This is a genomic window from Bradyrhizobium erythrophlei (genome assembly GCF_900129425.1).
GTDB lineage: Bacteria > Pseudomonadota > Alphaproteobacteria > Rhizobiales > Xanthobacteraceae > Bradyrhizobium > Bradyrhizobium erythrophlei_C.
Genome location: NZ_LT670817.1, coordinates 6,170,201 through 6,194,377, shown reverse-complemented (window position 1 = coordinate 6,194,377; position 24,177 = coordinate 6,170,201). Strand labels below are relative to the sequence as shown.

At 63.2% G+C, this 24,177-nt stretch carries 25 protein-coding genes; 15 read left to right on the top strand and 10 right to left on the bottom strand.

The window, feature by feature from the left end:
* The first annotated feature begins 19 nt into the window (after positions 1 to 19).
* The 3 genes from B5527_RS29730 to B5527_RS29725 all read left to right on the top strand — a co-directional run bounded on the left by B5527_RS29730 (position 20) and on the right by B5527_RS29725 (position 1,227).
* Entirely contained in the window at positions 20 to 640 is a 621-nt protein-coding gene (locus tag B5527_RS29730) for a TorD/DmsD family molecular chaperone (RefSeq protein ID WP_079604685.1), read from the top strand.
* 93 nt (positions 641 to 733) lie between these two features.
* Positions 734 to 859: a hypothetical protein gene (locus B5527_RS47200; protein ID WP_276329285.1), complete on the top strand. Its 126-nt coding sequence runs from the start codon at positions 734 to 736 to the stop codon at positions 857 to 859.
* Positions 860 to 1,014: 155 nt separating this feature from the next.
* On the top strand, positions 1,015 to 1,227 hold the full coding sequence (locus B5527_RS29725; protein WP_079604684.1) for a hypothetical protein: 213 nt from the start codon (positions 1,015 to 1,017) through the stop codon (positions 1,225 to 1,227).
* A 32-nt stretch (positions 1,228 to 1,259) separates the two neighbouring features.
* Here B5527_RS29725 and metA read toward each other — a convergent pair whose 3' ends face one another.
* From metA to B5527_RS29710, 3 genes are all read right to left on the bottom strand, one after another.
* Complete coding sequence (gene metA, locus B5527_RS29720; protein ID WP_079604683.1) at positions 1,260 to 2,297, bottom strand: homoserine O-succinyltransferase MetA; 1,038 nt, start codon at positions 2,295 to 2,297, stop codon at positions 1,260 to 1,262.
* A 16-nt stretch (positions 2,298 to 2,313) separates the two neighbouring features.
* Positions 2,314 to 3,618: an O-acetylhomoserine aminocarboxypropyltransferase/cysteine synthase family protein gene (locus B5527_RS29715; protein ID WP_079604682.1), complete on the bottom strand. Its 1,305-nt coding sequence runs from the start codon at positions 3,616 to 3,618 to the stop codon at positions 2,314 to 2,316.
* A gap of 140 nt (positions 3,619 to 3,758) precedes the next feature.
* Positions 3,759 to 4,700: an alpha/beta hydrolase gene (locus tag B5527_RS29710; RefSeq protein WP_079607608.1), complete on the bottom strand. Its 942-nt coding sequence runs from the start codon at positions 4,698 to 4,700 to the stop codon at positions 3,759 to 3,761.
* A 157-nt stretch (positions 4,701 to 4,857) separates the two neighbouring features.
* On the opposite strand from B5527_RS29710, the gene B5527_RS29705 reads away from it, so the two are divergent.
* Complete coding sequence (locus B5527_RS29705; RefSeq protein WP_079607607.1) at positions 4,858 to 5,772, top strand: branched-chain amino acid aminotransferase; 915 nt, start codon at positions 4,858 to 4,860, stop codon at positions 5,770 to 5,772.
* A gap of 14 nt (positions 5,773 to 5,786) precedes the next feature.
* Here the strand turns inward: B5527_RS29705 and B5527_RS29700 are convergent, their stop codons facing one another.
* From B5527_RS29700 to B5527_RS29690, 3 genes are all read right to left on the bottom strand, one after another.
* Positions 5,787 to 6,671, bottom strand: a complete 885-nt coding sequence (locus B5527_RS29700; protein WP_079604681.1) for an acyl-CoA acyltransferase — start codon at positions 6,669 to 6,671, stop codon at positions 5,787 to 5,789.
* Between the two features lie 68 nt (positions 6,672 to 6,739).
* Positions 6,740 to 7,678 (bottom strand): amino acid--[acyl-carrier-protein] ligase, encoded by a 939-nt coding sequence (locus B5527_RS29695; RefSeq protein WP_079604679.1) that lies wholly within the window; start codon positions 7,676 to 7,678, stop codon positions 6,740 to 6,742.
* A 36-nt stretch (positions 7,679 to 7,714) separates the two neighbouring features.
* Positions 7,715 to 8,944 carry an acyl-CoA dehydrogenase family protein gene (locus B5527_RS29690; RefSeq protein ID WP_079604678.1) on the bottom strand — a complete coding sequence of 410 codons (1,230 nt, stop codon included), beginning with the start codon at positions 8,942 to 8,944 and terminating at the stop codon, positions 7,715 to 7,717.
* A 360-nt stretch (positions 8,945 to 9,304) separates the two neighbouring features.
* Between B5527_RS29690 and B5527_RS29685 the strand changes: the two genes are divergently transcribed.
* From B5527_RS29685 to B5527_RS29665, 5 genes are all read left to right on the top strand, one after another.
* The gene (locus B5527_RS29685) at positions 9,305 to 9,577 is read left to right on the top strand and encodes a phosphopantetheine-binding protein (protein WP_079604677.1); all 273 of its coding nucleotides are present in this window, start codon (positions 9,305 to 9,307) and stop codon (positions 9,575 to 9,577) included.
* Between the two features lie 149 nt (positions 9,578 to 9,726).
* The gene (locus B5527_RS29680) at positions 9,727 to 10,305 is read left to right on the top strand and encodes a DUF2231 domain-containing protein (protein ID WP_425305034.1); all 579 of its coding nucleotides are present in this window, start codon (positions 9,727 to 9,729) and stop codon (positions 10,303 to 10,305) included.
* Entirely contained in the window at positions 10,302 to 11,690 is a 1,389-nt protein-coding gene (locus B5527_RS29675; protein WP_245332311.1) for a PQQ-dependent sugar dehydrogenase, read from the top strand. Before B5527_RS29680 ends, B5527_RS29675 begins: the two co-directional genes overlap by 4 nt.
* A gap of 293 nt (positions 11,691 to 11,983) precedes the next feature.
* A complete protein-coding gene (locus B5527_RS29670) occupies positions 11,984 to 12,784 on the top strand; it encodes a phytanoyl-CoA dioxygenase family protein (protein ID WP_079604675.1) in 801 nt (266 codons plus the stop codon).
* A 128-nt stretch (positions 12,785 to 12,912) separates the two neighbouring features.
* Complete coding sequence (locus tag B5527_RS29665; protein ID WP_079604673.1) at positions 12,913 to 14,223, top strand: NAD(P)H-dependent oxidoreductase; 1,311 nt, start codon at positions 12,913 to 12,915, stop codon at positions 14,221 to 14,223.
* Positions 14,224 to 14,320: 97 nt separating this feature from the next.
* Here B5527_RS29665 and B5527_RS29660 read toward each other — a convergent pair whose 3' ends face one another.
* Positions 14,321 to 15,079, bottom strand: coding sequence for an alpha/beta fold hydrolase (locus tag B5527_RS29660; RefSeq protein ID WP_172842704.1), 759 nt, complete (start codon positions 15,077 to 15,079; stop codon positions 14,321 to 14,323).
* Between the two features lie 91 nt (positions 15,080 to 15,170).
* A complete protein-coding gene (locus B5527_RS29655; RefSeq protein WP_197689227.1) occupies positions 15,171 to 15,560 on the bottom strand; it encodes a carboxymuconolactone decarboxylase family protein in 390 nt (129 codons plus the stop codon).
* A gap of 149 nt (positions 15,561 to 15,709) precedes the next feature.
* On the opposite strand from B5527_RS29655, the gene B5527_RS29650 reads away from it, so the two are divergent.
* Positions 15,710 to 16,690 (top strand): Bug family tripartite tricarboxylate transporter substrate binding protein, encoded by a 981-nt coding sequence (locus B5527_RS29650; RefSeq protein WP_079604671.1) that lies wholly within the window; start codon positions 15,710 to 15,712, stop codon positions 16,688 to 16,690.
* A 7-nt stretch (positions 16,691 to 16,697) separates the two neighbouring features.
* On the opposite strand, the gene B5527_RS29645 is transcribed toward B5527_RS29650, so the two are convergent.
* Positions 16,698 to 17,528: a fumarylacetoacetate hydrolase family protein gene (locus tag B5527_RS29645; protein WP_079604670.1), complete on the bottom strand. Its 831-nt coding sequence runs from the start codon at positions 17,526 to 17,528 to the stop codon at positions 16,698 to 16,700.
* A gap of 152 nt (positions 17,529 to 17,680) precedes the next feature.
* On the opposite strand from B5527_RS29645, the gene B5527_RS29640 reads away from it, so the two are divergent.
* Complete coding sequence (locus tag B5527_RS29640; protein WP_079604669.1) at positions 17,681 to 18,691, top strand: Bug family tripartite tricarboxylate transporter substrate binding protein; 1,011 nt, start codon at positions 17,681 to 17,683, stop codon at positions 18,689 to 18,691.
* 76 nt (positions 18,692 to 18,767) lie between these two features.
* Positions 18,768 to 19,544 (top strand): cyclase family protein, encoded by a 777-nt coding sequence (locus tag B5527_RS29635; protein ID WP_079607604.1) that lies wholly within the window; start codon positions 18,768 to 18,770, stop codon positions 19,542 to 19,544.
* 62 nt (positions 19,545 to 19,606) lie between these two features.
* Here B5527_RS29635 and B5527_RS29630 read toward each other — a convergent pair whose 3' ends face one another.
* Positions 19,607 to 19,801: a hypothetical protein gene (locus B5527_RS29630; protein WP_079604668.1), complete on the bottom strand. Its 195-nt coding sequence runs from the start codon at positions 19,799 to 19,801 to the stop codon at positions 19,607 to 19,609.
* 287 nt (positions 19,802 to 20,088) lie between these two features.
* Between B5527_RS29630 and B5527_RS29625 the strand changes: the two genes are divergently transcribed.
* From B5527_RS29625 to B5527_RS29615, 3 genes are read left to right on the top strand one after another with little or no spacing between them, the layout of a single operon-like run.
* Positions 20,089 to 21,447 carry a cytochrome c gene (locus B5527_RS29625; protein WP_079604667.1) on the top strand — a complete coding sequence of 453 codons (1,359 nt, stop codon included), beginning with the start codon at positions 20,089 to 20,091 and terminating at the stop codon, positions 21,445 to 21,447.
* Positions 21,444 to 21,941 (top strand): (2Fe-2S)-binding protein, encoded by a 498-nt coding sequence (locus B5527_RS29620; RefSeq protein WP_079604666.1) that lies wholly within the window; start codon positions 21,444 to 21,446, stop codon positions 21,939 to 21,941. The genes B5527_RS29625 and B5527_RS29620 overlap by 4 nt, the downstream gene beginning before the upstream one ends.
* On the top strand, positions 21,938 to 24,172 hold the full coding sequence (locus B5527_RS29615; protein ID WP_079604665.1) for a xanthine dehydrogenase family protein molybdopterin-binding subunit: 2,235 nt from the start codon (positions 21,938 to 21,940) through the stop codon (positions 24,170 to 24,172). Before B5527_RS29620 ends, B5527_RS29615 begins: the two co-directional genes overlap by 4 nt.
* Positions 24,173 to 24,177 lie beyond the last annotated feature (5 nt).

Here is a 24,177-nt window from a genome sequence, read left to right as displayed (position 1 = left end):
GCTACAGCGTGGGCTGAGAATGGAACGGATGCAGAAGTCGAGTTCTCCGGATTCTTCCGAGCGCGGGGTCGACGAGTTCGACCGCGCCCGCGCGGAGGAATATGCGCTGCTGGCGACGTTGCTCTCGCGCAGCCCGGATTCCCGATTGATCTCTGGTTTGGCCCGCCTCAAGGGCGATGCAAGCCCGATCGGTGTCGCGCATGCCGCGCTCGGGGAGGCGGCGGGGCGCGCGACGGAGGACCGCGTGAAGCGGGAATATTTCGATCTGTTTACCGGGGTCGGAGGCGGCTCGCTGTCGCCATACGCATCGCACTATTTGACCGGCGCACTGTACGGACGGCCGCTGGTGCGGGTGCGCGAAACCTTTCAAGCTCTCGGCATCGAAAAGGCGGCGGGGCAGTCGGAGCCTGAGGATCATGCCGCGATCCTGTGCGAGATCATGGCCGGCCTTGTCGGCGGCGGTATCGCCGCTCCAGCCGGCGCCGATCGTGATTTCTTCGCAAAACACCTCGCTCCCTGGATCAGGCGCTTTTTCGTCGATCTGGAGCACGTCGAAACGGCCGACTTTTACGCGCGCGTAGGCTCGCTTGGGCGAGCCTTCGTGGACATTGAGGCGGAAGCCTTTGCGCTGTCGGCTTGAACATTTGAACTCGGGCGGCGTTTTATCCGTCCGACGGATCCTTCCGTTGAGGAAACGTGTTGGATACGGGATGCAGGAACCAGGAGAAACCTGATGCGCGCGTTTATCGCGGCCTGCGTTGTCGCCGGCGTTATCGCCGTCGGAGTGGCTGCCATTCTTGACCATTTCGTGCAGGAACCTGTCTCGGTTGCGTTCGCCGAGCCCAGCGCGAGAGTCTAGGGCTCGCGGGAGGCGGACCGTCAGGACAACTTTACGGGGCATGGTCTCCGTCCTCGCGGATTGTTGATGGCCGCCTTGATGCTTCCGGGACGGCACGTTGAACCCTACCGCGGCTCCGCCGACCCATTTGCGGGCGAGAAACGGAGGCTCCCATAATGCGCCTGATCATTTCAGTGATAGCGTTTGTCGCGGTGATTGCGGTTTCAACAGACCTGGTGCGGTCGCGATCTCATTCGCTCGAACTCTCGGCCGCGACCGCTGCCATGCCGTCGTTGCAGGAATTCCACACCATGGTTGGGGTGAATAATCTTCCCAACCAGGACATCGAGGATCAATCGCTGGTCTACCCGACGGCGGAGAAGCGCTGAGGTTGTGCCGGCGCCGTCGAGCTATCGAGCATTTATCGCGCTGTGCCGCGGTCAGTGTGCGGCGCCATCACTGCGGCACCATCGGAAAGATATCCGAGCCAATTCCGGAAAATAACTGCTGCGGCGGCGCCGGCTGCAATGTCTTGACGAAGCGCAAGGATCGGAAGTTCGGCGCTTAGCGCAGGCTTGCGCCCAGCGATCGCCCGTCTCCGAAAGCTTGCCAGCCTGTATTCTGTCTCGGGGTCGAAATAGCCGGCAGGCACGGCCGGATAGCCGTCCCTCTCGCCGGAAAGAAACCGGGAGATATCGCGCAGATATTCCCGCTGTAACGACAGGGCCTCGTATTCGGGGTGGCCTTGAAAAAAGATAAAATGGCTGCGCAACTCTTTAGCGAAGATGTCGACGCCGGCTTCCGGCGATTGGGTCAGCAGGTGGTAGCCCCGGGCAGCCAGGTCGCTGTGGCGTAATTCGTTGAAGCGCGAATGCGAAACCTTCAACGGCGTGCAGACACCCTCCGTCAGCCAATGGTCGATCGCTTTGAAACAGGAATAGACACCCGAACACTTCGTATTCAGCCGCTGTCGCTCGATGCCGTCGAGATGCAGCACGGCGGCGTGAGCGGCAAGGCACGACCAGATCGTCGAACGCGTGTTGGTTTTCGCCCAGTCGATGACGTCAGTGAGGTCCTGCCAGAACGGCTCTTCGGGCAGCGCTGCGGCGTTCGGCTCGGCGCCGGTCACGATCAGCCCATCGAGTTGCAGGCGCCCGAGGTCGGCGATATCGGTGTACTGCCTGTCGATATGCCATCTGGCGGTTTGCGATCGCTGCACGGAGGGCAGCGAAAAGCAGTAGAGGTTGATGCGATTGTTGCCCGCGGCAGCTTTCAGAAGACGCCTGAACTGGCGCTCGGTCGCCTGCAGTGCCGAGTCCGGCATATTGTTGATGAGTCCGATGTTGAGCAGCGCATCGGCAGTATTTTCAGGACGATCGAATTCATCGGCGTCGCGCAGCTGCGTAGGCGCCAGCGCCGGACTGACGATCGGCCGATGTCTATCGAACAGCAGCGTCATGCCGGGCCTGATCGATCTATTCCGCGGCCTGGAGCCGCTGATGCCGCGAGCAGGCCTGCGCGAGGGCCTGGTCGATGTCCTCGATGATGTCGGCGCTGTGTTCGATGCCGATCGAAAGCCGGATGGTTTCCGGCAGCACGCCCGCCATGCGCTGCTGTTCGGGAGACATCTGGCGGTGGGTGGTCGAGGCGGGGTGGCAGGCGAGCGATTTCGCGTCGCCGATATTGACCAGGCGCGTGATCAGACTAAGCGAGTCGTAGAAGGTCTTGCCGGCCTCCAGCCCGCCCTTGATGCCGAAGGTGAACAGCGATGACGCGTTGCCGCCGAGGTATTTCTGGACCAGCGCATAATAGGGGCTGTCGGGAAACCCGGCGTAGTTGACCCAGGCGACGCGCGGGTCGCTGCGCAGAAACTCCGCGACCTTGCGGGCGTTCTCGACATGCCGTTCGACCCGCAACGCAACCGTTTCGATGCCCTGCAACAGCAGGAACGCATTGAACGGCGAAAGCACCGATCCCATGGTGCGCTGATAGACGCTGCGCGCGCGCTGGATGTAGGCGCTGGTGCCGAACTGCTTGGTGTAGACCAGGCCGTGGTAGGATTCATCGGGCTCGTTGAAGGCGGGAAAGCGGCGAGCCTGCTCGGTCCAGGGAAACCGTCCGCTGTCCACGATCGCGCCGCCGAGCGTGGTGCCGTGGCCGCCCAGGAACTTTGTCAGCGAATGCACGGCGATATCAGCGCCGTAGTCGAATGGTTTCAGCAAGATCGGCGTCGCCACCGTATTGTCGACCACCAGCGGCACGCCATGGCGGCGCGCGACCTTCGCCAGCGCTTCGATGTCGCAGACGTTGCCGGCGGGATTACCGATGGTCTCGGAGAAAATCGCCTTGGTGTTCTGGTCAATCAGCTTCTCGATCGCATCGGCCCTGTCGCTGTCGGCGAAACGGGTGGTGATGCCCTGCCGCGGCAGGACGTGTGCGAGCAGGGTGTGCGTGGTGCCGTACAACTGGGGGACCGAGACGATGTTGCCGCCGGTGTCGGCGAGGTTGACGAGGGCGAAATGCAGCGCCGCCTGTCCGGTGGCGACCGCTAGCGCGCCGACGCCGCCTTCGAGCTCGGTAATGCGCTTTTCAAGAACGTCGGTGGTCGGGTTCGCGATCCGGCTGTAGCGATAGCCTACGGCTTCGAGGTTGAACAACGCGGCGCCGTGATCGGCGCTGTCGAAGGCGTAGGCGACGGTCTGGTAGATCGGAACGGCGACGGACTTGGTGGTGGGATCGGGGTCGTAGCCGGCGTGAATTGCAATGGTTTCGTTGCGCATTGTTCCACCTCTACCGTCGCATTTCCCATGCGCTTTTTGACCGTGTCTTTGTTAGAGGGGAGCTATCAAGGCGACAATAATTCGCGTGAAAATTGAGGAAATAACCCTAATGAAACGCCGCCAATTCATTAAAATTTGAATCAATTTCCAAGCGCGCGCCTGACCTGTTCGCCGATCTGCTGCAGCACCAGCCGGCCCTGCGGAAGAATGGCGCCCATGGCGTGGAAATTATGGATCATGCCATCGTGACAGACGTGCTCCACGGCAACGCCGGCCGCAGCAAGATTTTGCGCATAGGCATTGCCTTCATCGCGCATCGGATCGAACTCGGCGGTATGGATGATGGCGGCGGGAAGGCCGGCCAGGTCAGCCGCGCGAAGCGGCGAAACGCGGATATCGGCGCGATCCGCACCGTCAGGAAGGTAGTCGGCGAGATCAGCCTCGAGCGTGGTCCTGTCGAGGAGATGATGTTCTGCGAAGGCGTCGCGCGAGGGTGACGTTCCGCCGAAATCCAGCACCGGACAAATCAGGCATTGCGCTGATATCGGAGGCCCGGCATTTCGGAGCGCGTCCTGGCAAACCACGGCGGCGAGCGTCGCGCCCGCGGAATCGCCGCCGACCACGAGCTTTGCCGCATCGATGCCGAGCGATGGCGCGTGCCGGGACACCCATCCGGTTGCTGCGATCGCGTCTTCTACCGCTGCCGGAAATTTATGCTCGGGCGCGAGGCGGTAGCCAATGGAAACAAGGCGACACGCTGCCGCTTGTGCGAGTGCCGCGCAGACGCGGTCATGGGTGTCGATGCTGCCGCCGACCATGCCGCCACCATGGAAGAACACGAAGCCCGGTAAATGCTCGCCGCTTCCATTTGCGGGCGCATAAAGACGGTAGGGAATATCGCCCGCTGGGCCCGGCAACATGCCGTCCGCAGTCACCACGCCCGTCGCGTCAGCGCGTGCGAACCGCTGCATGAGCTTTGCGAATGCCTGGCGGCGGTCTTCGAGAGACGGGCGCGATCGATCGCCCGGCGAGGCCGCCGCCATCATGGCGAGAAAACGCTTGGCCAGGGGATCGAGCGGCATATCGGCTCCGGCGCGGGAAGGCGCCGCGCCATTGTGGTCGATCAATCGTAAATCCATCGCTATCGCCCGAGCGCCGCGAAAGGAAATCCTTTAGGAAATTAGGCCAATAGTAGCGGCAATGAGCGCGGCCCCGCGGGCCGCAGCGTAGATGGCAGCCATGGCGCAGATCATAAAACCCGTCAGTTTCTCGCAGACCTGGACCTTCTTTGAAGGCGACTGGCATGAAGGCAACGTGCCGATCATGGGCCCCCGCACGCATGCGGCATGGCTCGGTTCGATCGTTTTCGACGGCGCGCGCGCCTTCGAAGGCGTCGCGCCCGATCTCGACCGCCATTGCGCTCGGATCAACCAGTCCGCCGTCAATTTCAAGCTGAAGCCCGTCGTCGAAACCGAAACCTGGCTGGGACTGGCCCGCGAAGGAATTGCCCGCTTCGAGGCCAACGCGGAACTGTACATCCGGCCGATGTATTGGGCTCAAAACGGCAGCGGCGGCGGCGTGCTGTTCGATCCGGAAACGACGAACTGGTGCCTCAGCATCTATGTGGCGCCGATGCCGCCGGCGTCCGGCTCGGCGATCACGCTGTCGCCATTCCGCCGGCCGACGATGGAAAACGCCCCGGTCGACTGCAAGGCGGCGTGCCTCTACCCCAACAATTCGCGTGCCTTGATGGAAGCGCAGGCGCGCGGGTTCAACAATTGCCTGATGCTGGACATGCTCGGCAATGTCGCGGAATTCGGCAACTCCAACGTCTTCATGGCTAAGAACGGCGTGGTCTATACGCCGGCGCCGAACGGGACATTTCTCAATGGCATCACGCGCCAGCGGGTAATCGATCTGTTGCGCGGCGACGGCGCGACCGTGGTCGAAACGACGCTCAGTTACGCCGATTTTCTGGGCGCCGACGAAATCTTCTCGAGCGGCAACTTTGCAAAAGTCGCGCCGGTCGTCCGGATCGACGATCGCAGCCTGCAGCCGGGACCGTTCTACAGCCACGCGCGGAAGCTCTACTGGGACTTCGCCCATGCCCGTGAAGGGTTCAGCAAGCCACCTCGCGCTGCGGCGCTCGTTTGACGATGCAGGGCTATTTAAGGCCCGTACAGCACAAGCTCGGTGTCGGTCAGGTCAGCGAGACGGGGACGATGCGGGCCCTTGAAGTATTTGCGGCCGCGCGCCTTTGAATAGAAACCGGTGAGACCCGGTACCGGTCCATTGGCATCGAGGATGACTGAAAGCTTGCCGCGCCGAAGCAGAGTTCGCCCGATGGCGCAGGCGCATCGGACGTACTCGGCAATATCGCGGCAATAGACCAGTTGCATCGCCGGCGGCGCAAGCCATCCGCGGCGGATGCGCATCGGTATCAGGATGAATGGAAAAGGGCCGCCGCCCGGCGTGCGGCATACCAGACTGAGGCAGCCATATTGCGCGTGGTTGACCAGCAATTCGACCTCGGGATCGGGCAGGCCTTCAATCGCGTGCGTATCAGGCGAGATGGTATCGACGGTCAAGCCTGGCTCGAGACGAGACAGTGCCGGCAACGAGAAAAACAATCCGCTGCAATAGGAGTTGAACCCCTGCGCCTCGATGATCGGCCATGTCCAGGTCGCCGGGCTGATATTGAGGTAGGTCACTTCCTTGTTCTTCTGCGCGATCTTGGTCAGCAGCGGCGCGTAATTGCGAAACGCCGGATCGACATACCAGCTCGACAGATTGCAATGGACCGCGGTCTCGCCGCCGTTCATCCTCGACGAATACAGCAGCAGCAGCACGCCGACAGGCATGCCGCCATTGTCGAGCATGTAACCAAAACGCGGATAGCCGTTCGGAACCTGGCGTGCCGCCTGGCGGCGCAATCCCTGCATCCAATAGTGGCGCGACCGGCCGACGAATCCGCGCGTCAGGAGATCCGCGACCCCATCCAGATCGGCCTCGGAAATTTCGCGGCATCGAAGTTTTTGTGTGAGCACCGCCATTTACCGTCTGTCTGACGATTCGTCACAACCCGCGCCAGCCTTGCGTGGTCATCGAACGCCGCTGGCCATCAAAGGCCGAGCATTTCCCGCACCTTGACCGGCCACTTGGCGAGGTCCGTGCCGTGGGTATGGAACATGGCGACCGCCAGGCGGTCCATTCCGAACGCGACGCAGCCGGTATGGGCCGGTTCGCCCGCCGCATCCCTGATGTCCCACGTCGTGCCGAAATGGTCGCGGTGATAATTGAAACTCATGCAGGCCGTCGGCTGCTCCTCGGAACGCAGCGGGACCAGCAGCTCGAATTTCAGCGATTGCTGCTTTTGGCTCACAGCCTTCATCTGACCGACGCGGCCGAAGAACGGATCGCTGGCATAATCGACCTTGAAGGCCAGGCCGATATCGCGCGCGATCGCCTGGGCGAGCACCATCCAGCGTTCGCGGAAATCGGACACGTCGTCCGGGCTGCCGATGCAGACATATTCGCGCATCCGGAACGACTGCAGCCGGTCGAGATGACGGGAGGGCTCGCGGCGGAAACAGTCGGCCGCGACGTCAAAGCGCAGGCCTCCCGATGGCAGCGGCCCTCGTGCCGCGGCGATCGGATAGACCGGATAGCACGCCGCCGGCGAGAGCACGAGATCGGCGGGCGAGAGCGACGTTGTCCAATCGCCGCCGGCATCGAAACGGCTGACCGCGGAGTGAATCTCGCGTTCGGTGCCATGCAGACCGCAGACACAGCCGAGCAGGTTGGGAAAGCTCTTGAGATAGCCGGATTTCTCCAACTGTCCGCGGTTCATGACCGGCGGAAAGCGCATCACCTCGGTATCGGGTTGGCGATGGCGCGTGATCAGGGCGGCGAGCCGTTCCACCATATCCTCGTACAGCGCGGTTCTCGCGTAGACGCCGTCGGTGCCCATCTTGTGGAACAGCACATCGGCGAGGTGGTCGAGCGGATCGGCCGGGTGCGGGGCAATCTCCGCTGAGGGGGTTCGGACGGCTACATTCATGTTCAGGCTTCCATTTGTTTGTCGGAAGATTGCGGATCAATCGCGCAGGAAGGCGGGGATGCCGCTCATGAGGCTTGCGGTGGCGATATTGGTAAGGATCCGGTCGTTGTTGATCATCAGCGGCGCCGAAAGGACGTCACGGAGATGACGGCCGACGCTGAAGCCGCCGTCGTTGCGGTATCCGGACAACCCGCAAGCCCGCATCGCGCTCATGACGGTTTCAACCGCAAGCTCGGAAGCTTCCACCTTGAGCAGGTTGATCGATGACTGGAAGTCGAGCGAGGAGAGCCCGCGTTCGTCGTGCTCGTGGGCCGCATAGCTATCGAGATTCGCCGTGATCATGGCGCGCAGTTTCGCCAGCGTCATCCTGGCCGCGGTAAAGTGCGCAGCACCAGGCGGCATCTGGCCGCCCGAACCGCGAGCCGCCTTGCGAATGAACAGCTGGGCGCGCTCGACTGCCGCTGCGGCGATCCCGGCCCAGGCCGAAGACCAGCACAGATGGGCGACGGGCGTCATCGTCTGCGCGTGAATCTTGTCGTAGCCTTCCGGAAAGATCTGGTCGGCCGAACCTTTTGCCTTCAGCTCGAATCCCGCGCTGCAGGTTCCGCGCATGCCGAGCGTCTCCCATTCGAGACTGCGTTCCAGCGTGTAATTATCCCTGGTAAACGCCACCAGCACCTGATCGGAAGCAGCGGCATCACCGGCGCGGCGGGCGATGGTGACGACGCCGTCAGCCTGTGCGCCATAGGAAATCACGGTCGCGTTGCGCACCAGCGATATGTCAGTTCCGTCTCGCTCGATGGCGGCCGAGCTCGAACGGACGTTGCCGCCGTTCTGTCCTTCCGTTGTCGATGATGCGAGCAGCAATTGTTCGGACGCGACGCGGCGCATCAGTGTTTCGTGAAAGCCGCTGCCGGTGCCGTGCCGGATCAGGCAGGCAATTTTGGTCTGATGCATCGCAAAGATCATAGCCGTGGAGGCGCAGGCGCGGCCGAGCGTGTAGCACATGTCGGTGACGTCGAATATCGACGCGCCGTCTCCGCCGAACCGGTGCGGAATCTGGATACCCAACAGCTTCTGCTGGCGCGCCGCGTCGATGGCGGACTTCGGGAAGCGTGCCTGCCGATCGACGTCTTCAGCTTCCGCCGCCGCCGCGGCTGCGACAGCCGCCGTTCGCTCAGCGAAGGAACTGCGATCGAGAACGAATTGGTCGCTTGTTTCATCCGCGGATGAGCCGCGCAACCCGGCTTCTTCTTGCACGTTCATGGCCGATTCGCCCTCCAGCGCTCGTTGCAAAAAATATCCGCGCAGGCATCGCTCCCGATGCCGCGTCGGCCGCCTGACCCCTCAGGATCTAACCTGAAGGCTAGGGATTTAATTCAAATGCGTCGATGAAAATGAAGGTAAACGCTTTTCATTTCGATGATGAAAGTTAACCGGCGGCTTTTCGATCGATCGTTTTGTGGCAATCGCCGTTAGCGTTAAGAACAGAATGACGGCTTGCGTCAAACGAGAGTCACTGTTTTTCAAAGCAGGGCGGAATTATGCTGCCATGTGACGATAGGCGATTTCGTTATCGTCCTTTCAGTGACAGCGTAGTGTTGCAACGACAGTGGAAAGTTGAAGATGCAGGCCTTTGACCCCGGCGTTCGGAACCGCATCCTTGCTCTCGTCAAGGCGATCCTCGAGCAGAACTCGATGGCCGTCGAAGTCCATCCGGAATCCCGGCTGGTAGATGTTGGGCTGACGTCGATGGATATGGTCAGTCTGATGCTCGGCGTGGAAGCCGAGTTTGACTTCACGATTCCGCAAAGCGAGATAACGCCCGAAAATTTTCAGTCGATCAAAACGCTGGAGCAGATGATCAGCCGTCAGCTCCGGATCGAAAAGGCTGCCTGACAGGCACTTAAGCCCACATCGCCATAGGCGGCTGGTGCGAGCCGCTATTCCGGTTTCCGTTCGCCTTGTTGGTAAGAGCGCACCCTGACGCGAACGCCTCAGGGTTCGGCGATGGCCTGCGCGCCCGCAGCGCGCGGGATGAAAAATTCGTGAACGATCTTTCGGAACTTTCGCGACGTCCGTACTTTGATCATCATTGGGCGGGCATACGGCATTCGTGCGATGCCCGTGTCTTTTCTATGCCCTTTGGTTCGGGCTCCAAGAATGTTCGAGGAAAACGCATGCACGCCAACCCAAGTTCCGTGGCGAGGATGGCTGGCCATCCGCTTCACCCGATGTTTGTGCCGTTTCCCATCGCCTTTTTCGTGGGAGCCCTTGTGACCGACCTGGTCTATTGGCGCACCGCCAGCATGATGTGGGAAACCTTTTCGATCTGGCTGATTACCGCCGGCCTTATCATGGGCGGGCTTGCGGCCGTTACCGGCGCCATCGACTTCTTGAGCAACCGGGAAATCCGCGGATTGTCGCCGGCCTGGCCACACGCGCTGGGTAACACGATCGCGCTCATTCTGGCGTTGATCAATGCCTTCGTGCACAGCCGCGATGGCTATACCTCGGTGGTGCCGGAAGGCCTGATATTGTCGGTGCTCGTCGTCATTATCCTGGCGTACACGGCATGGATGGGACGGACCATGGTGTATCAGTACGGCGTGGGAGTGACCGAATGATGCGCGCCCCTCAAATCACCCGGCAAGCAAACCGCTTCTCACGCCTCGCGGCTCTCTCCATCGCCATCTGTGGATTGGGACTGGCTGGCTGCGACGACCAGGGCGGCGATCCCCGGCTGCAGATCGGCGCAAATCTCAAGCTGCCCGAGCCGCAGCAATACCTGATGCCGCCGATGAAGGTGGCGAAGCCAGCGCCATGGGGGAAGGACGAAACGCCCGTGGTGTCGGACGGACTGCAAATCCATGCATTGGCCACCGGCTTTGAGCATCCCAGGCAGCTCTACGTACTGCCCAACGGGGACGTGCTGGTGGTGGAAGGCAATGGCCCGCGAGCGCCGATCCACCGTCCCAAGGATATCGTGTTCCACGTGGTGCAATCCTATGCCGGCGGCGGCGCCAAGGGCGCAAATCGCATCACGCTGCTCCGCGGCATGAACGCTGACGGCAGCGCAAAGCAACGCACCGTGTTCCTGGACCACCTCAATTCGCCGTTCGGCGTCGCCCTCGTCGGCAACGACCTTTACGTCGCCAACACCGACGCGATCATGCGCTATCCCTACACCGAGGGAGAAACCAGCATCGCGGACGCGGGCACCAAGCTCACCGACCTTCCCGGAGGACCGATCGATCATCACTGGACCAAGTCGCTGCTGGCAAGCCCTGATGGCTCCAAGCTCTACGTCGGCGTCGGTTCGAACAGCAACATCACCGAGAACGGCATCGGCGCCGAATACGAACGCGCCGCGATCTGGGAGGTCGACCGGGCCTCCGGCGCCCATCGCATCTTCGCCAGCGGTGTCCGCAATCCGACCGGCCTGGCATGGGAGCCAGAGAGCGGCAAGCTCTGGGCCATCGCCAACGAACGCGACGAGCTCGGGCCCGATCTGGTGCCGGACTACCTGACCTCGGTCCAGGACGGCGGCTTCTACGGCTGGCCCTATAGTTACTACGGACAGCATCTGGATCCGCGGGTCGAACCGCAGCGACCCGATCTGGTCGCCCGCGCGATAGCTCCGGATTATGCCCTGAGCTCCCACGTGGCACCGCTTGGTTTAGCCATGTACAAGGCCGGCGGCGGTCTTCCCGCGAGCTACCAGAACGGCGCCTTTGTGGGCGAACATGGCAGCTGGGATCGCACCCCCTTCAACGGCTACAAGGTCGTGTTCGTACCGTTCAGCGGTGGAAAGCCCAGCGGCATGGCTCAGGACGTCGTCACCGGCTTCCTCGACGCCAAAAGCGATGAGGCGCACGGCCGGCCGGTCGGGGTGGCCCTCGATCATTCCGGCGGATTGCTGATCGCCGACGATCTGGGAAATACGGTGTGGCGGGTGTCATCGGCCAGTGCCAGCGGCGCCACGGTCGGGTCCAATGCCGCGCCGAAGTGAGGTTCATTCGCGGTTGCGTGTTTGAGATAAGACCGCGGAATTTCCAGTCCTTCAATCGCTGGAGCTGATGATCAGTCAGCTCCAGCCTGTGGCTCCCTCGACGCACGGCGCAGTCATAATCGCTCGGCTAACGTCGCCAGCCGGAGCGCATGCTCAAGGCCGCTATCAACTCAACCCCCTGCTGAATTCGCCGCCATCGCGGATTGATTCAACGTCTATGGGTGTTCGGCGGCCCCGCTTCTTGTTAAGGTGCTGACCCAGTGCGGCGACGATCTTAACAGGAGGAACCAGCCATGGAACTGACCCAGCAACAGATCGATGACTTCAACCGGGAAGGCTGGCTGTTTCTGCCGGAGCTGTTCAGCCCCGAGGAAGTGGCGCTGCTGGCACGCGAGGCGGAAGGCATCTACGACACCAAGCGCCCGGAAGTCTGGCGCGAGAAGAGCGGCGCGCCGCGCACCGCCTTTGCCGCCCATCTCTACAACGAGGCGTTCGGCCTGCTCGGCGCGCATCCGCGCATGATCAATCCGGTCGAGCGGATCTTCGGCGAGAAGGTCTACATGCACCAGTACAAGATCAACGCCAAGTCGGCCTTCACCGGCGACGTCTGGCAATGGCACCAGGACTACGGCACCTGGAAGCGCGACGACGGCATGCCGCAGCCGCGCGCGATGAATATCGCGATCTTCCTCGACGAGGTGATGCCGATCAACGGCCCCTTGATGCTGGTGCCGAAGAGCCAGACTGCCGGCGACCTCAAGGCCTCGCATGACCTTGAGACCACCTCCTATCCGCTATGGACGCTGGACGAAGAAACCGTGACGCGGCTGGTGAAAGAAGGCGGCATTGTCGCGCCGACCGGCAAGGCCGGCGGCATGCTGATGTTCCACGGCAACCTGGTGCACGGTTCGGCCGGCAACATCACGCCCTATCCGCGCAAGATCGTCTATCTCACGCTGAACGCGGTCTCGAACTATATTCGTACTCCCACCCGGCCGGACTATATCGCCCATCGCGATTTTACCCCGATCCAGACCGTCGACGACGATTCGCTGCTGCGGCTCGCCCGCGCCCATCGCCAGGCGGCGGAGTAGGCGTTACACCGTCATTCCGGGGCGCGCTGAAAGCGCGAACCCGGAATCTCGTGCTAATCATCTCGGGATTCCGGGTCCACGCGAAGACGCGTGTCCCGGAATGACGGATAATCCCATCGGACCCCTCCATGAACCTTCATCACCTCCTCAACGCCCGCCGCGCCGCCGGCAAACCGGTTCGCGTCGCGCTGATCGGCGCCGGCAAGTTCGGCTCGATGTTCCTGTCGCAGGTGCCGCATACACCGGGGCTCGAGGTGCCCGTAATCGTCGATCTCGATCCGGAGCGCGCCCGCGAGGCGTGCCGCACCGTCGGCTGGGACGCGGAACGGATCGCAGCCACGTCATTCACCGCCGATGGCGCCAAGGCGACTTCGGGCAACATCGAAGTGATCGTGGAGGCCACCGGCAATCCCGCGGTCGGCATCAAGCACGCGCGCGCCGCGATTGCGGCCGGCAAGCACATCGTCATGGTCAATGTCGAAGCCGACGTGCTGGCGGGGCCGCTGCTCGCGGAGGAAGCGCGCAACGCCGGCGTGGTCTATTCGCTGGCCTATGGCGACCAGCCGGCCTTGACCGCCGAGATGGTGGACTGGGCCCGAGCCACCGGATTCCACGTGGTCGCTGCCGGCAAGGGGACAAAATACCTGCCGGCCTATCATGACGTGACGCCAGCAGGGGTCTGGGGCCATTACGGATTGACCGCCGACGAGGCGCAGTCGGCCGGCATGAATCCGCAGATGTTCAACTCGTTTCTCGATGGCACCAAGTCCGCGATCGAAATGGCGGCGATCGCCAACGCCACCGGGCTCGACGTCCCCGCCGGCGGTCTGTTGTTTCCGCCCTGCGGCGTCGACGATCTGCCGCACGTGATGCGGCCGCGCGACAAGGGCGGCGTGCTGGAGAAGTCCGGCGTGGTGGAAGTGGTGTCGTCGCTGGAGCGCGATGGCCGTCCGGTGTTCCGCGATCTGCGCTGGGGCGTCTATGTCGTACTGGAAGCGCCGAACGACTACGCCGCGGATTGTTTCAAGCAATATGGGCTGAAGACCGATGCCAGCGGGCGTTACGCGGCGATGTACAAGCCGTATCATCTGATCGGACTTGAGCTGAACATCTCGATTCTGTCGGCCGCGCTTCGCCGCGAACCGACCGGGCAGCCGCATGGTTTTCGCGGCGATGTCGCCTCGGTGGCCAAACGCGATTTGCGCGCGGGCGAAATGCTCGACGGCGAGGGCGGCTACACGGTGTGGGGCAAATTGATGCCGGCGGCGGCAAGCCTGCGTGCAGGCGCGCTGCCGATCGGGCTGGCGCACCGGGTGAAGCTGAAGAACGACATCGCCCATGGCGCGGTGGTGCGCTGGAGCGACGTCGAGATCGACGCCGATAACGAGACCATCAAGACCCGGCGCGCGATGGAAGCGAAGTTTGACGGGGCGAAGTGAAAGCGTGATGGGTGCTAAGGTCGTAACGCTTTGAGGGTGCCGTCCATCTTCTCATCTTCCGTTGCGGAAGAGGATGCCCGAGATACGCAGCCGCGCCTTACGCCGATTTGGCAATAAACGCTTCCAGCCTGTTGGCAAAATGGATCGGCGTCTCCTGCATCGGGTAGTGGCCGGAATTGCCGAGCTTCTCGATTTCCGCGTGGGGATACAGCGCCGGGTAGACGCCGCGCACCAGAGCCTCGCTGACGCCGTTGTCGAATTCGCCGAATTGCACCAGCATCGGCGCCTTGACCTTGTGGGCATCGGCCGCGAAGTCATCCCGGATGAAGGAGCGCATATAGCTCCTGAATGCCTCCGGGCGTGCGGTGTCGCGCGCCCGCCGCAGCATCAGTTCGAGCCACGCCTTGGGGGCACGATTGCCGACGGAATCGCCCAGCAGCGCCAGCGCCGTCTCGTCCTGCTCGCAGGCCGCCGCAAAGAATCCGAATACCGCGTCGTCGAACGGCAGCGGCGAGGCCGGCACCGGGGTGACTGCCACGACCGAACGCACCCGAGCGCCGGCGTCCATCGCCACCTTCTGCGCCGCCTTGCCTCCCATGGAATGGCCGACGACATGAAACTTGTCCCAGCCCAGTTGGTCAGCGAGCGCGATCGCATCCCCTGCCACTTCGCCGATACTGTACTCACCGGACACATCGCGCGAATGGCCGTACCCACGAATATCCGGGAAGGCATAGCTGTGGCTGTTGACATCGAGGCTGTCGAAAATCGGGGTGAACACCCGGTGATCCCAGAACCACCCGTGAATCACCATGACCTTGGTCGGGCCATCGCCGATCGCCTTGTGCCAAATCATCTTTCCCCCCTTGACCTTCCCTGGATCCGTTCGCCGGCCGGTCCGGCGCCGTTTGCAAAAGTCTACGCCATGCATCAGCACTTGAGGTCGACTATTTTTTGTCGGCGGCCGCGAACACCTCTCTGCAGGCCACCACGCCGTTGATGGCCGCGGCGACGCCGACATAGGGCACCAGCTGCATCATGATTTCGACCAGCTCCTCGCGCGTGACGCCGCAGCGCAGCGCGCCGCCGATATGGGTTCGCAACTGCGGCGCCGCGGTTCCGAGCGTCGCCAGCGCCGCGACGGTGACGATCTGGCGGGTGCGCGAGTCCAGCGCCGGGCTTTGGTAGATTTCTCCGTAGATCGTCTCCAGCACGTAAGTCGCGAGCTGGGGCGCGACGTCCCCCAGGGATCGCTCGACCTGTTCCGGCGTTTGCCCGAGGATTTCACCGATTTTTTGGGCGCCGCGCGCGCGGCGCTCGGGGTCTGACTGCATCATGGCTTCCTTCTGTCCGCGGTCGCGTTAGAGTGACTTGCAGCCGGTTGGCCTCACGCAAGGATTGGTCCAAGCTCTAGGGCCGACCTCCCTGAGCGTCAACAAAGCCGCATGCGGAATCAACCGCAGGCGAAGCGTGCACCGGGGGGAATATGTTCAGCCGTTACTCTAGATTGGCCGCGCTTTGCGCTGTTGTCATGATGGCGTCGCTCGCAGGTACCGCCGGTGCCGTGGCGCAAACCTATCCCTCCCAGCCGATCAAGGTGGTCATCGGATTCGGGCCCGGCTCGGCCGCGGATATCCTGGCGCGGCTGGTCGGCAAGCAGATGGAAGTCAGTCTCGGCCAGCCGATCGTGGTCGAAAACCGGCTGGGCAACAGCAGTATGATCGCGGCGGAAAGCGTGGCGCGCGCCGCCCCCGATGGATACACGCTGTTCATGGCGACCATCGCCAACACGCTCAATCCGGCGGAGACCAAGTCGAGCTTCAATCTCGGAAAGGCTCTGGCGCCGATCGCGCTGCTCGGCATCGTTCCCAACGTCTTGGTGGCGAATCCTTCGGTGCCCGCCAATAATCTGCAGGAGCTGATCGCGCTGGCCAAGAGCAAGCCGGAAAGTCTGTCGTTCGGCTCGTCCGGCTATGCCACGGCGAGCTACATGGCGGGCGAACTGTTCAACGCCAAGGCCGGCACCAAGATCCTGGCGGTCCCTTATCAGGGCGGCAGCAGCCAGGCGGTCTCGGACCTGCTCTCGGGCCGCATCACGCTGATGTTCAACGTGGCGGCGACGCTGGCGCCGCATGTCGAGGCCGGCAGGCTGAAGGCGTTCGCGGTGGCGCAATCGAAGCGCGCCTCGATCATGCCGGATGTTCCGACGCTCACGGAGGCCGGAATGGCGGGCTTCGACGCCGGAGTCTGGATCGGGCTGCTGGCGCCGGCCGGCACGCCGCCCGCGATTATCGATAAACTATCGGCCGCCGCCAATGCGGCGCTGAACACCGATCAGGTGCAAAGCGCCCTGAAGCAGCAGGGCACCGATCCCGTGGGCGGGACGCCGAAGGAGTTCGCCGATTTTATCCAGGCCGACATCGAGAAATGGACCGCGGTGCTGGCGTCGTCGAGCGCCAGGAAGTGAGCGCGCGTCAGGCGCTCACCACGGGATTGCTCAGGATGCCGATTTTTTCGATTTCGATTTCGCAGACGTCGCCGGGCCGCATGAACACCGGCGGCTTGCGGGCATAGCCGACGCCGGCCGGGGTGCCGGTGATGATGACATCGCCGGGTTCAAGCGTCATGACCTCGGAAACCAACGCGATGGTGCGCGCGACGGAAAAAATCATGTCGCTGGTATTGCCGTTCTGCATGGTCTCGCCGTTCAGGCGGCTGACGACACGCAGCCCCGCCGCGCCGGCGGGAAGTTCATCCGCGGTGACGATGTCGGGTCCGAACGGACCGGTTCCGTCGAAATTCTTGCCCATGGTCCATTGCGTCGACTTGCGCTGATAGTCGCGGATCGAACCGTCATTGAAGCAGGAATATCCGAACACATGTGACAGTGCATCGGCCTCGGTGACGTTGCGCGCGCGCTTGCCGATCACGATCGCAAGTTCGGCCTCGTAGTCGAACTTGTCCGAGCAGGTCGGCCGCACCAGCGGCTGGCCATGAGCCACCAGCGAGCTTTTGGTGCGCATGAACACGGCCGGATAATCCGGAATCGGATTGCCGCCTTCCTTGGCGTGATCGACGTAGTTCAGGCCGATGCAAACGATCTTGTCCGGCTCCGGCACCGGCAAGCCGAGGGTGACTTGGGCGACGCGATGCGACGGCCCTTCGGTCAGCTTCCGGCCTTGCATCATCGCTGCAATCACCGCCTGCGCGGAAACCAGATCCTTGTCCGCGATCTCCACGATGCTATCGCCGCGACGAAAGCCCGGGCACCACCGGCCCTCCTTCAGAAACGAAACCAACCGCATAACCACCTCTCATGCTTGACCGCGATAGCGATAATGGAAAATATCGTTTAGGACTAGCGGGATCGGCGGCCAAGTTCTGCCGGTCCAAAATTCCGGTAGCAAAAGGCCGGCATAAAACCAGCGCGAAAAGACGCTGACATCGGGAGAACGCCATGTCCGGTAGCAAACCGCCCCTTTCATCGCGCCGCGAGATCCTGCGCGGGGCCGGCCTCGCGATCGGTGCGATGGCGACGTCGGGCCTGGTGCCGTGGCAGGCGAGGGCCGCGGGCTATCCCGACCGTCCGGTCAAGATCATCGTGCCGTTCGCGCCGGCCGGACCGACCGACATCATGGCGCGCGTGCTCAGCAGGCATCTCGGCGAGGCCATCGGCGGTTCGGTGATCATCGAAAACAAGGCCGGCGCCGGCGGCAATATCGGAATCGGCGCCGCCGCGCATGCCGAGCCGGATGGCTACACGCTGCTGGTCACATCGAGCGCCTATGTCGTCAATCCCGGTCTCTACGAGAAAATCCCCTATGATCCCTACAAGGATTTCGCGCCGATCGCCGAACTCGGGACCTCGCCGAACGTGATCCTGGTCGGGCCCAAGCTCGGCATCAACTCGATCGCCGAACTGATCGCGCGCGCCAAGGCCAATCCTAACGAACTCAACTATGCGAGCCCCGGCATCGGCACCACGCCGCATCTTTCGGGCGAGCTGCTGAAAATCGTCGGCGGCATTCAGATCACGCACGTGCCGTTCTCCGGCGCCGGCCCCGCCATTCAGGCGGTGCTCGGCGGCATCACCCAACTGGCCTGCGCGGCGTTGCCGCCGGCGCATCCCTATATCGAGTCCGGGGCGTTGAAGGCGCTGGCCGTCACCGGCGCCAATCGCTGGTTCGATCTGCCCGACGTGCCGACCATGGTCGAACTCGGCTACAAGGATTTCATCGCCGACACGTTCCAGGGTTTTCTGGCGCCGGTCAAAACCCCGCCCGAGATCGTTACGCTGCTCTCGACCAATGCGATCAGGATTCTCAAGACTCCGGAGATCGCCGAGCAGCTTCGCAACGACGGATTCGAGGTTCTCGCCAATGGGCCGGACGGCATGCGCAAGCGAATCGAGGACGAAGTGCCGAAATGGCGCGACGTCGTCGCCAAGGCGGGCATCAAGCCGGTCTGACTGGAACCGATGGGGGCGCGTCACCGGTCTCGCCGAAGGGACCGCTGCCACAACGGAAATCTTCGAGGAAATGCCGATGGCCAGACGACTGATCGATATCTCGGTGCCGCTGCAGAACGACGTCCCCGCGGATCCGCCGGGAGGACATCCCACCATCCAGTACATCGATCACCAGCAGGGACTGCCGCGCATGCTGCAGTTCTTCGAGGGGCTCAAGGCCGAGGATTTGCCGGATGGCCAGGGCTGGGCCGTCGAGCAGGTGCAGCTGTCGACCCACAACGGCACCCACCTCGATGCACCCTGGCATTTTCATCCCACCATGAATCGCGGCGAGCGCTCATGGACCATCGATGAAGTGCCGCTGGAATGGTGTTTGCAGCCTGGCGTCAAGCTGGATTTCCGGCATTTGCCGGACGGCTATGTGGCGACCGCCGGCGACGTCGAAAGCGAGCTCAAGCGCATCGGCCACACGCTTTCACCGCTGGAGATCGTCGTCGTCAACACCAGCGCCGGCGCCAAATACGGCCGGCAGGATTATGTCGCCTCCGGCTGCGGCATGGGCTACGAGGCCACGATGTATCTGCTCGAGCGCGGCGTGCGGCTGACCGGGATCGACGGCTGGAGCTGGGACGCGCCGTTCGTCCATACCGCGAAAAAATATGCCGAAACCAGGGATGCCAGCCTGATCTGGGAAGGCCACAAGGCCGGGCGCCATATCGGCTACTGCCACATCGAAAAACTGCACAACCTCGAGCAATTGCCGTCGACCGGGTTCACCGTGTCCTGCTTCCCGGTCAAGATCGAGCGCGCTTCGGCGGGCTGGACCCGGGCGGTCGCCATCATCGACGGATGAAGCGTACGGGCCAGGCGCACCATCAGGGTGCCCATCCCGACGGTCGGTGGAGGCGAAATGCGCTAATGCCGCCGTTCCGGCTTGCGGATGGTCTGCCTGACCTCGGCGCCGCAGTCCGAGCACTCATAGATGAAGTCGATTGTCGCCATGCTCCAATGCGGCTCGACCTCCCTGATGTACATCGGAAGCAGTCCGATGCAACCGGGGCAGAAGACCGGGGCTGTCTCGACTTCATGATGATGAATGTAGGCTGGCATCTCGGCTCTCCTTCAGGAAGGACGGTAGCCTCAACCCCGGCGCCAAATTTAGCCGCATGCGGCGGGCGCCCCCCATCAACTCTTTCGAACGCAACAAGAACGATCGTCGATTGCAGGTGAGTGTGGCATTCCTGTAACAATTCAGTCCGGGCCGCGAAAAGTCCAATGCATATCGACCGCTGCAACTGCATCGGGCCGAAGTGCGTTGCTTCCGGGGCGGCATCGCTTCCCCGAGCGAGGCATAACGGATTGTGTGCTAGCAATAACGGCGAAAGCTGGCGGGACAGATGACAAAGTCAGGGATTATCGCGGGCGCTATCGCGGCGCTGCTGATTGGCGGCGGGGCCGCGGCGTTCGCAATCGCGTGGCGGCCGGCGATCTCGGCGATCGATCCGCCGCCGCCGCAGTCGTTCGATCCGGCGCTGGTCAAACGCGGCCGCGAGCTTGCCGCGATCGGCAATTGCAGCGATTGCCACACGGTTCGCGGCGGCAAGGACTTTGCCGGCGGCCTGCCGGTGCCGACACCGTTCGGCACGGTCTATTCCTCGAATATCACGCCGGATGCCGACACCGGAATCGGCCGCTGGCCGGAAGCCGCGTTCCGCCGCGCCATGCGCTCGGGCGTCAATCGCGATGGCCAGCATCTTTATCCGACCTTCCCCTACGATCACTTCACCAATGTGACTGACGAAGACGACCAGGCGCTCTATGCTTATCTGATGACGCGAGAGCCGGTCCACGCGCCCGCCCGCGACAACCAGCTTCGTTTTCCGCTCGATCAGCGCTTTGTGATCGCGGGCTGGAAGCTGTTGTTCCTTCACCGCGGCACTTACCGGCCCGACAGCAGCCAGAGCGCGAAATGGAATCGCGGCGCCTATCTCGTCGAAGGACTGGCGCATTGCGGCTCATGCCACACCCCGCGCAATGCGCTCGGCGCCGAACGCCCTGATGCCCGGTTTGCCGGCGGCGACGCCGACAACTGGGACGCCTACGCGATCAATTCGCAGTCACCGGCGCCGGTGCCGTGGGACGCGCAAGCGCTTTCCATTTATCTTCGCCAGGGATGGCAGTCTGATCACGGCACCGCGCGCGGGCCGATGGCGGAAGTGGTCAGCAACCTGTCCCAGGTGAAGGAGAGCGACGTGCACGCGATCGCAACCTACATGGCCGACGTGTTCGGCGTCCCGAGCCCGGAGCGTAAGCGTCAGGGCGACGAGGTGCTCGCCCAGGCCAAATCGCCTTCGCCGGTGGCGCTGGTCGATGTGAGCGGCGCGGCGATCTACGCCGCGGCCTGCGCGAGCTGCCATGAGAGCAATAGGCCGCTGCCCTATGGCGGGGTCAATCTGGCGCTGTCGACCCCGATCTCCGGCCCCGATCCGCGCAACGCCGCCAACATCGTGCTGTCAGGCGTTCGCGCGGTGGAAGGCGAGCGCAGCCCGATCATGCCGGGCTTTGCCAGCAGCATGACCGACGACCAGATTGTTGCGCTGCTGAATTATCTGCGTTCCCGCTTCAGCAACCAGCCGGCATGGACCGGCGTCGAAAAGACCGTCGCGGATGCACGGCGCACGCAGACGGTGTTTCTCCAGACCTCGCCGGGGCCGCAAAGCGCACCCGCCGATCCAGCGCAGCGAGACAAGCCATGATGACATTGAAGGTCAATGGTCGGGATCACCAGATCGATGCCGATCCAGATACGCCGCTGCTCTATGTGCTGCGCGACGACATCAAGCTCAATGCCGCCAAATTCGGTTGCGGGCTCGGCCAATGCGGGGCCTGCACCGTGATCGTCGACGGCAAGGCGGTGCTGTCCTGCGTGACGCCGCTGCTTCTGCTCGAAGGCAAGCAGGTGACGACGCTGGAAGGTCTCGGGTCAATCGAGTCGCCGGCGCCGATCCAGCGCGCCTTCATGGAAGAGCAGGCCGCGCAATGCGGCTATTGCATTGCCGGCATGATGATGCGGGCGCAGGCCTTGTTGCAGAAAAATACAAAACCGACCGACGAGCAGATCCGCGCCGAACTGGAGCCGCATCTGTGCCGCTGCGGCACTCATATGCGCATCCTGCGCGCGGTGCATCGCGCCGCCAGGCTGATGGACAGCGCCGACGCGGCTTCACCGAACCAGAGGAGCGCGCAATGAACGCCCCCGTCATTCTCGACCGCCGCCGCGTGCTTGCGGGCGGCGGTGCGCTGATCGTCAGTTTCTCGCTGTCGGATGCCTTCGCGCAGGACCAGAGCGCGCCGGTCGCAGCGCCGGCGCCGAAGCCTCCGGGCAGCCTCGCGACGGCGCCATTCCTCGATTCCTGGATTCGCATCGACGCCGACGGCCGCATTACCGCGTTCACCGGCAAGGTCGAACTCGGCCAGGGTTTCAAGACGGCCTTTCAGCAGATCGCCGCCGAAGAGCTCGACGTTCCCTTCGAGTCCTTGACGATCATCACGGCCGATACAAGCCGCACCGCCAATGAAGGCTACACTTCCGGCAGCCATTCCATGCAGGACAGCGGCACCGCGATCCAGAACGCGGCGGCGCAGGTGCGCGAGCTGCTGGTCGCGGAAGCCGCGCGGCGTCTCAATCTGCCGGCCGAAAATTTGCGCACCGAAAACGGCGCGGTGATTTCGCCCGACGGCCGGCGCCTGGGCTATGGCGAACTGGTCGCTGCCGACATGCTGCACGTACAGGCGCAGCCGAAATCGAAGCTGAAGGATCCGGCGACGTTCAAGGTGATGGGCCAGCCGATCCCGCGTGTCGATATCCCGGCCAAAGTCACCGGAGGTGCTGCCTATGTCCAGGACATGCGTCTGCCCGGCATGGTGCACGCCCGCGTCGTACGCCCGCCGAGCTACGGCGCGCAGCTCACGGCCTGCGATACCTCGGCGGTCGAGAAACTGCCCGGCGTTGTCAAAGTGATCCGCGACGGCAATTTTCTTGCCGTCGCCGCCAGTAGGGAATTTCAGGCGATCAAGGCGATGCATGCGCTGTCGGCTGCCGCGCAATGGAAGGAGACGCCGAGCCTGCCGAAGCAGGACGATCTGCTTCATGTCCTCACCAGCATGCGGTCGGAAGATCACACCATTTTTCAGCAGAGCAATCCGTCGGTATCAGGGACCAGGACCATCGAGGCCACCTTTACGCGGCCATATCAATCGCATGGTTCGATCGGGCCGTCCTGTGCCGTCGCTCAGTCCGTCAATGATTCCATGACGGTCTGGACCCACACTCAGGGCGTCTATCCTGACCGCCAGGGCATCGCCGAGATGCTGCGCGTGCCGCCGGCCAGCGTTCGCTGCATCCATGTCGAGGGATCCGGATGCTACGGCCATAACGGCGCCGACGATGCCGCGGCCGATGCGGCGCTGATCGCGCGCGCGTTGCCGGGTGTGCCCGTGCGTGTGCAATGGATGCGTGAGCAGGAGCACGCCTGGGAGCCGTTCGGCCCGGCGATGGTGACGAAGCTGAAGGCCTCGCTCGACGGCAACGGTTCGATCGCCGACTGGAATTTCGAAGTCTGGAGCAACACCCATTCGATGCGGCCGGGCGGCGCCGGCTCGATGCTGGCGGCCCAGCAGATGGCGCAGCCGTTCGCGGTGCCGGCGGGGAAACCGCTGCCATTGCCCGAAGGCGGCGGCGACCGCAACGCGATCCCGCTCTACAAATTTCCCAATGCGCATGTGGTGCACCACTTCCTGCCGGACATGCCGGTGCGGATTTCGTCGATGCGGGCGCTCGGCGCCTACCACAACGTGTTTTCGATCGAGAGTTTCATGGACGAGCTCGCATCCGCGGCCGGCGCCGATCCCGTTGAATTCAGGTTGAAGCATCTCGACGATTCGCGCGGCCGCGACGTCATCAACAAGGCGGCGCAGGGTTTTGGCTGGCGGAAGGGGCAACAAGCACCGCAGGGGCGCGGCTTCGGTTTTGCGTTCGCGCGCTACAAGAATCTGGCGGCTTATTGCGCCGTTGCGACGGAAGTCGAAGTCAACCGCGAGACCGGCCGACCGCGTCTGGTGCGCGTGGTGGCCTCCGTCGACAGCGGCCAGGTCGTCAACCCGGACGGGCTGATCAACCAGATCGAGGGCGCGATCATGCAGTCGATGAGCTGGACGCTGTATGAAGCCGTCACCTTCGACGATACCAGGATCACCAGCATCGACTGGCAGACCTATCCGATCCTGCGCTTCAATGCCGTTCCCGACAGCGTCGAGGTGCATATCATCAACCGGCCCGGCCAGCCCTTCCTCGGCAGCGGCGAAACCGGGCAGGGGCCGGCGGCGGCCTCGATCGCCAACGCCATCGCCAGCGCCACCGGAAAGCGGCTGCGCAATCTGCCGCTGACGCGCAAGCGCATCAAGGACGCGATCGACGCGTAAACATC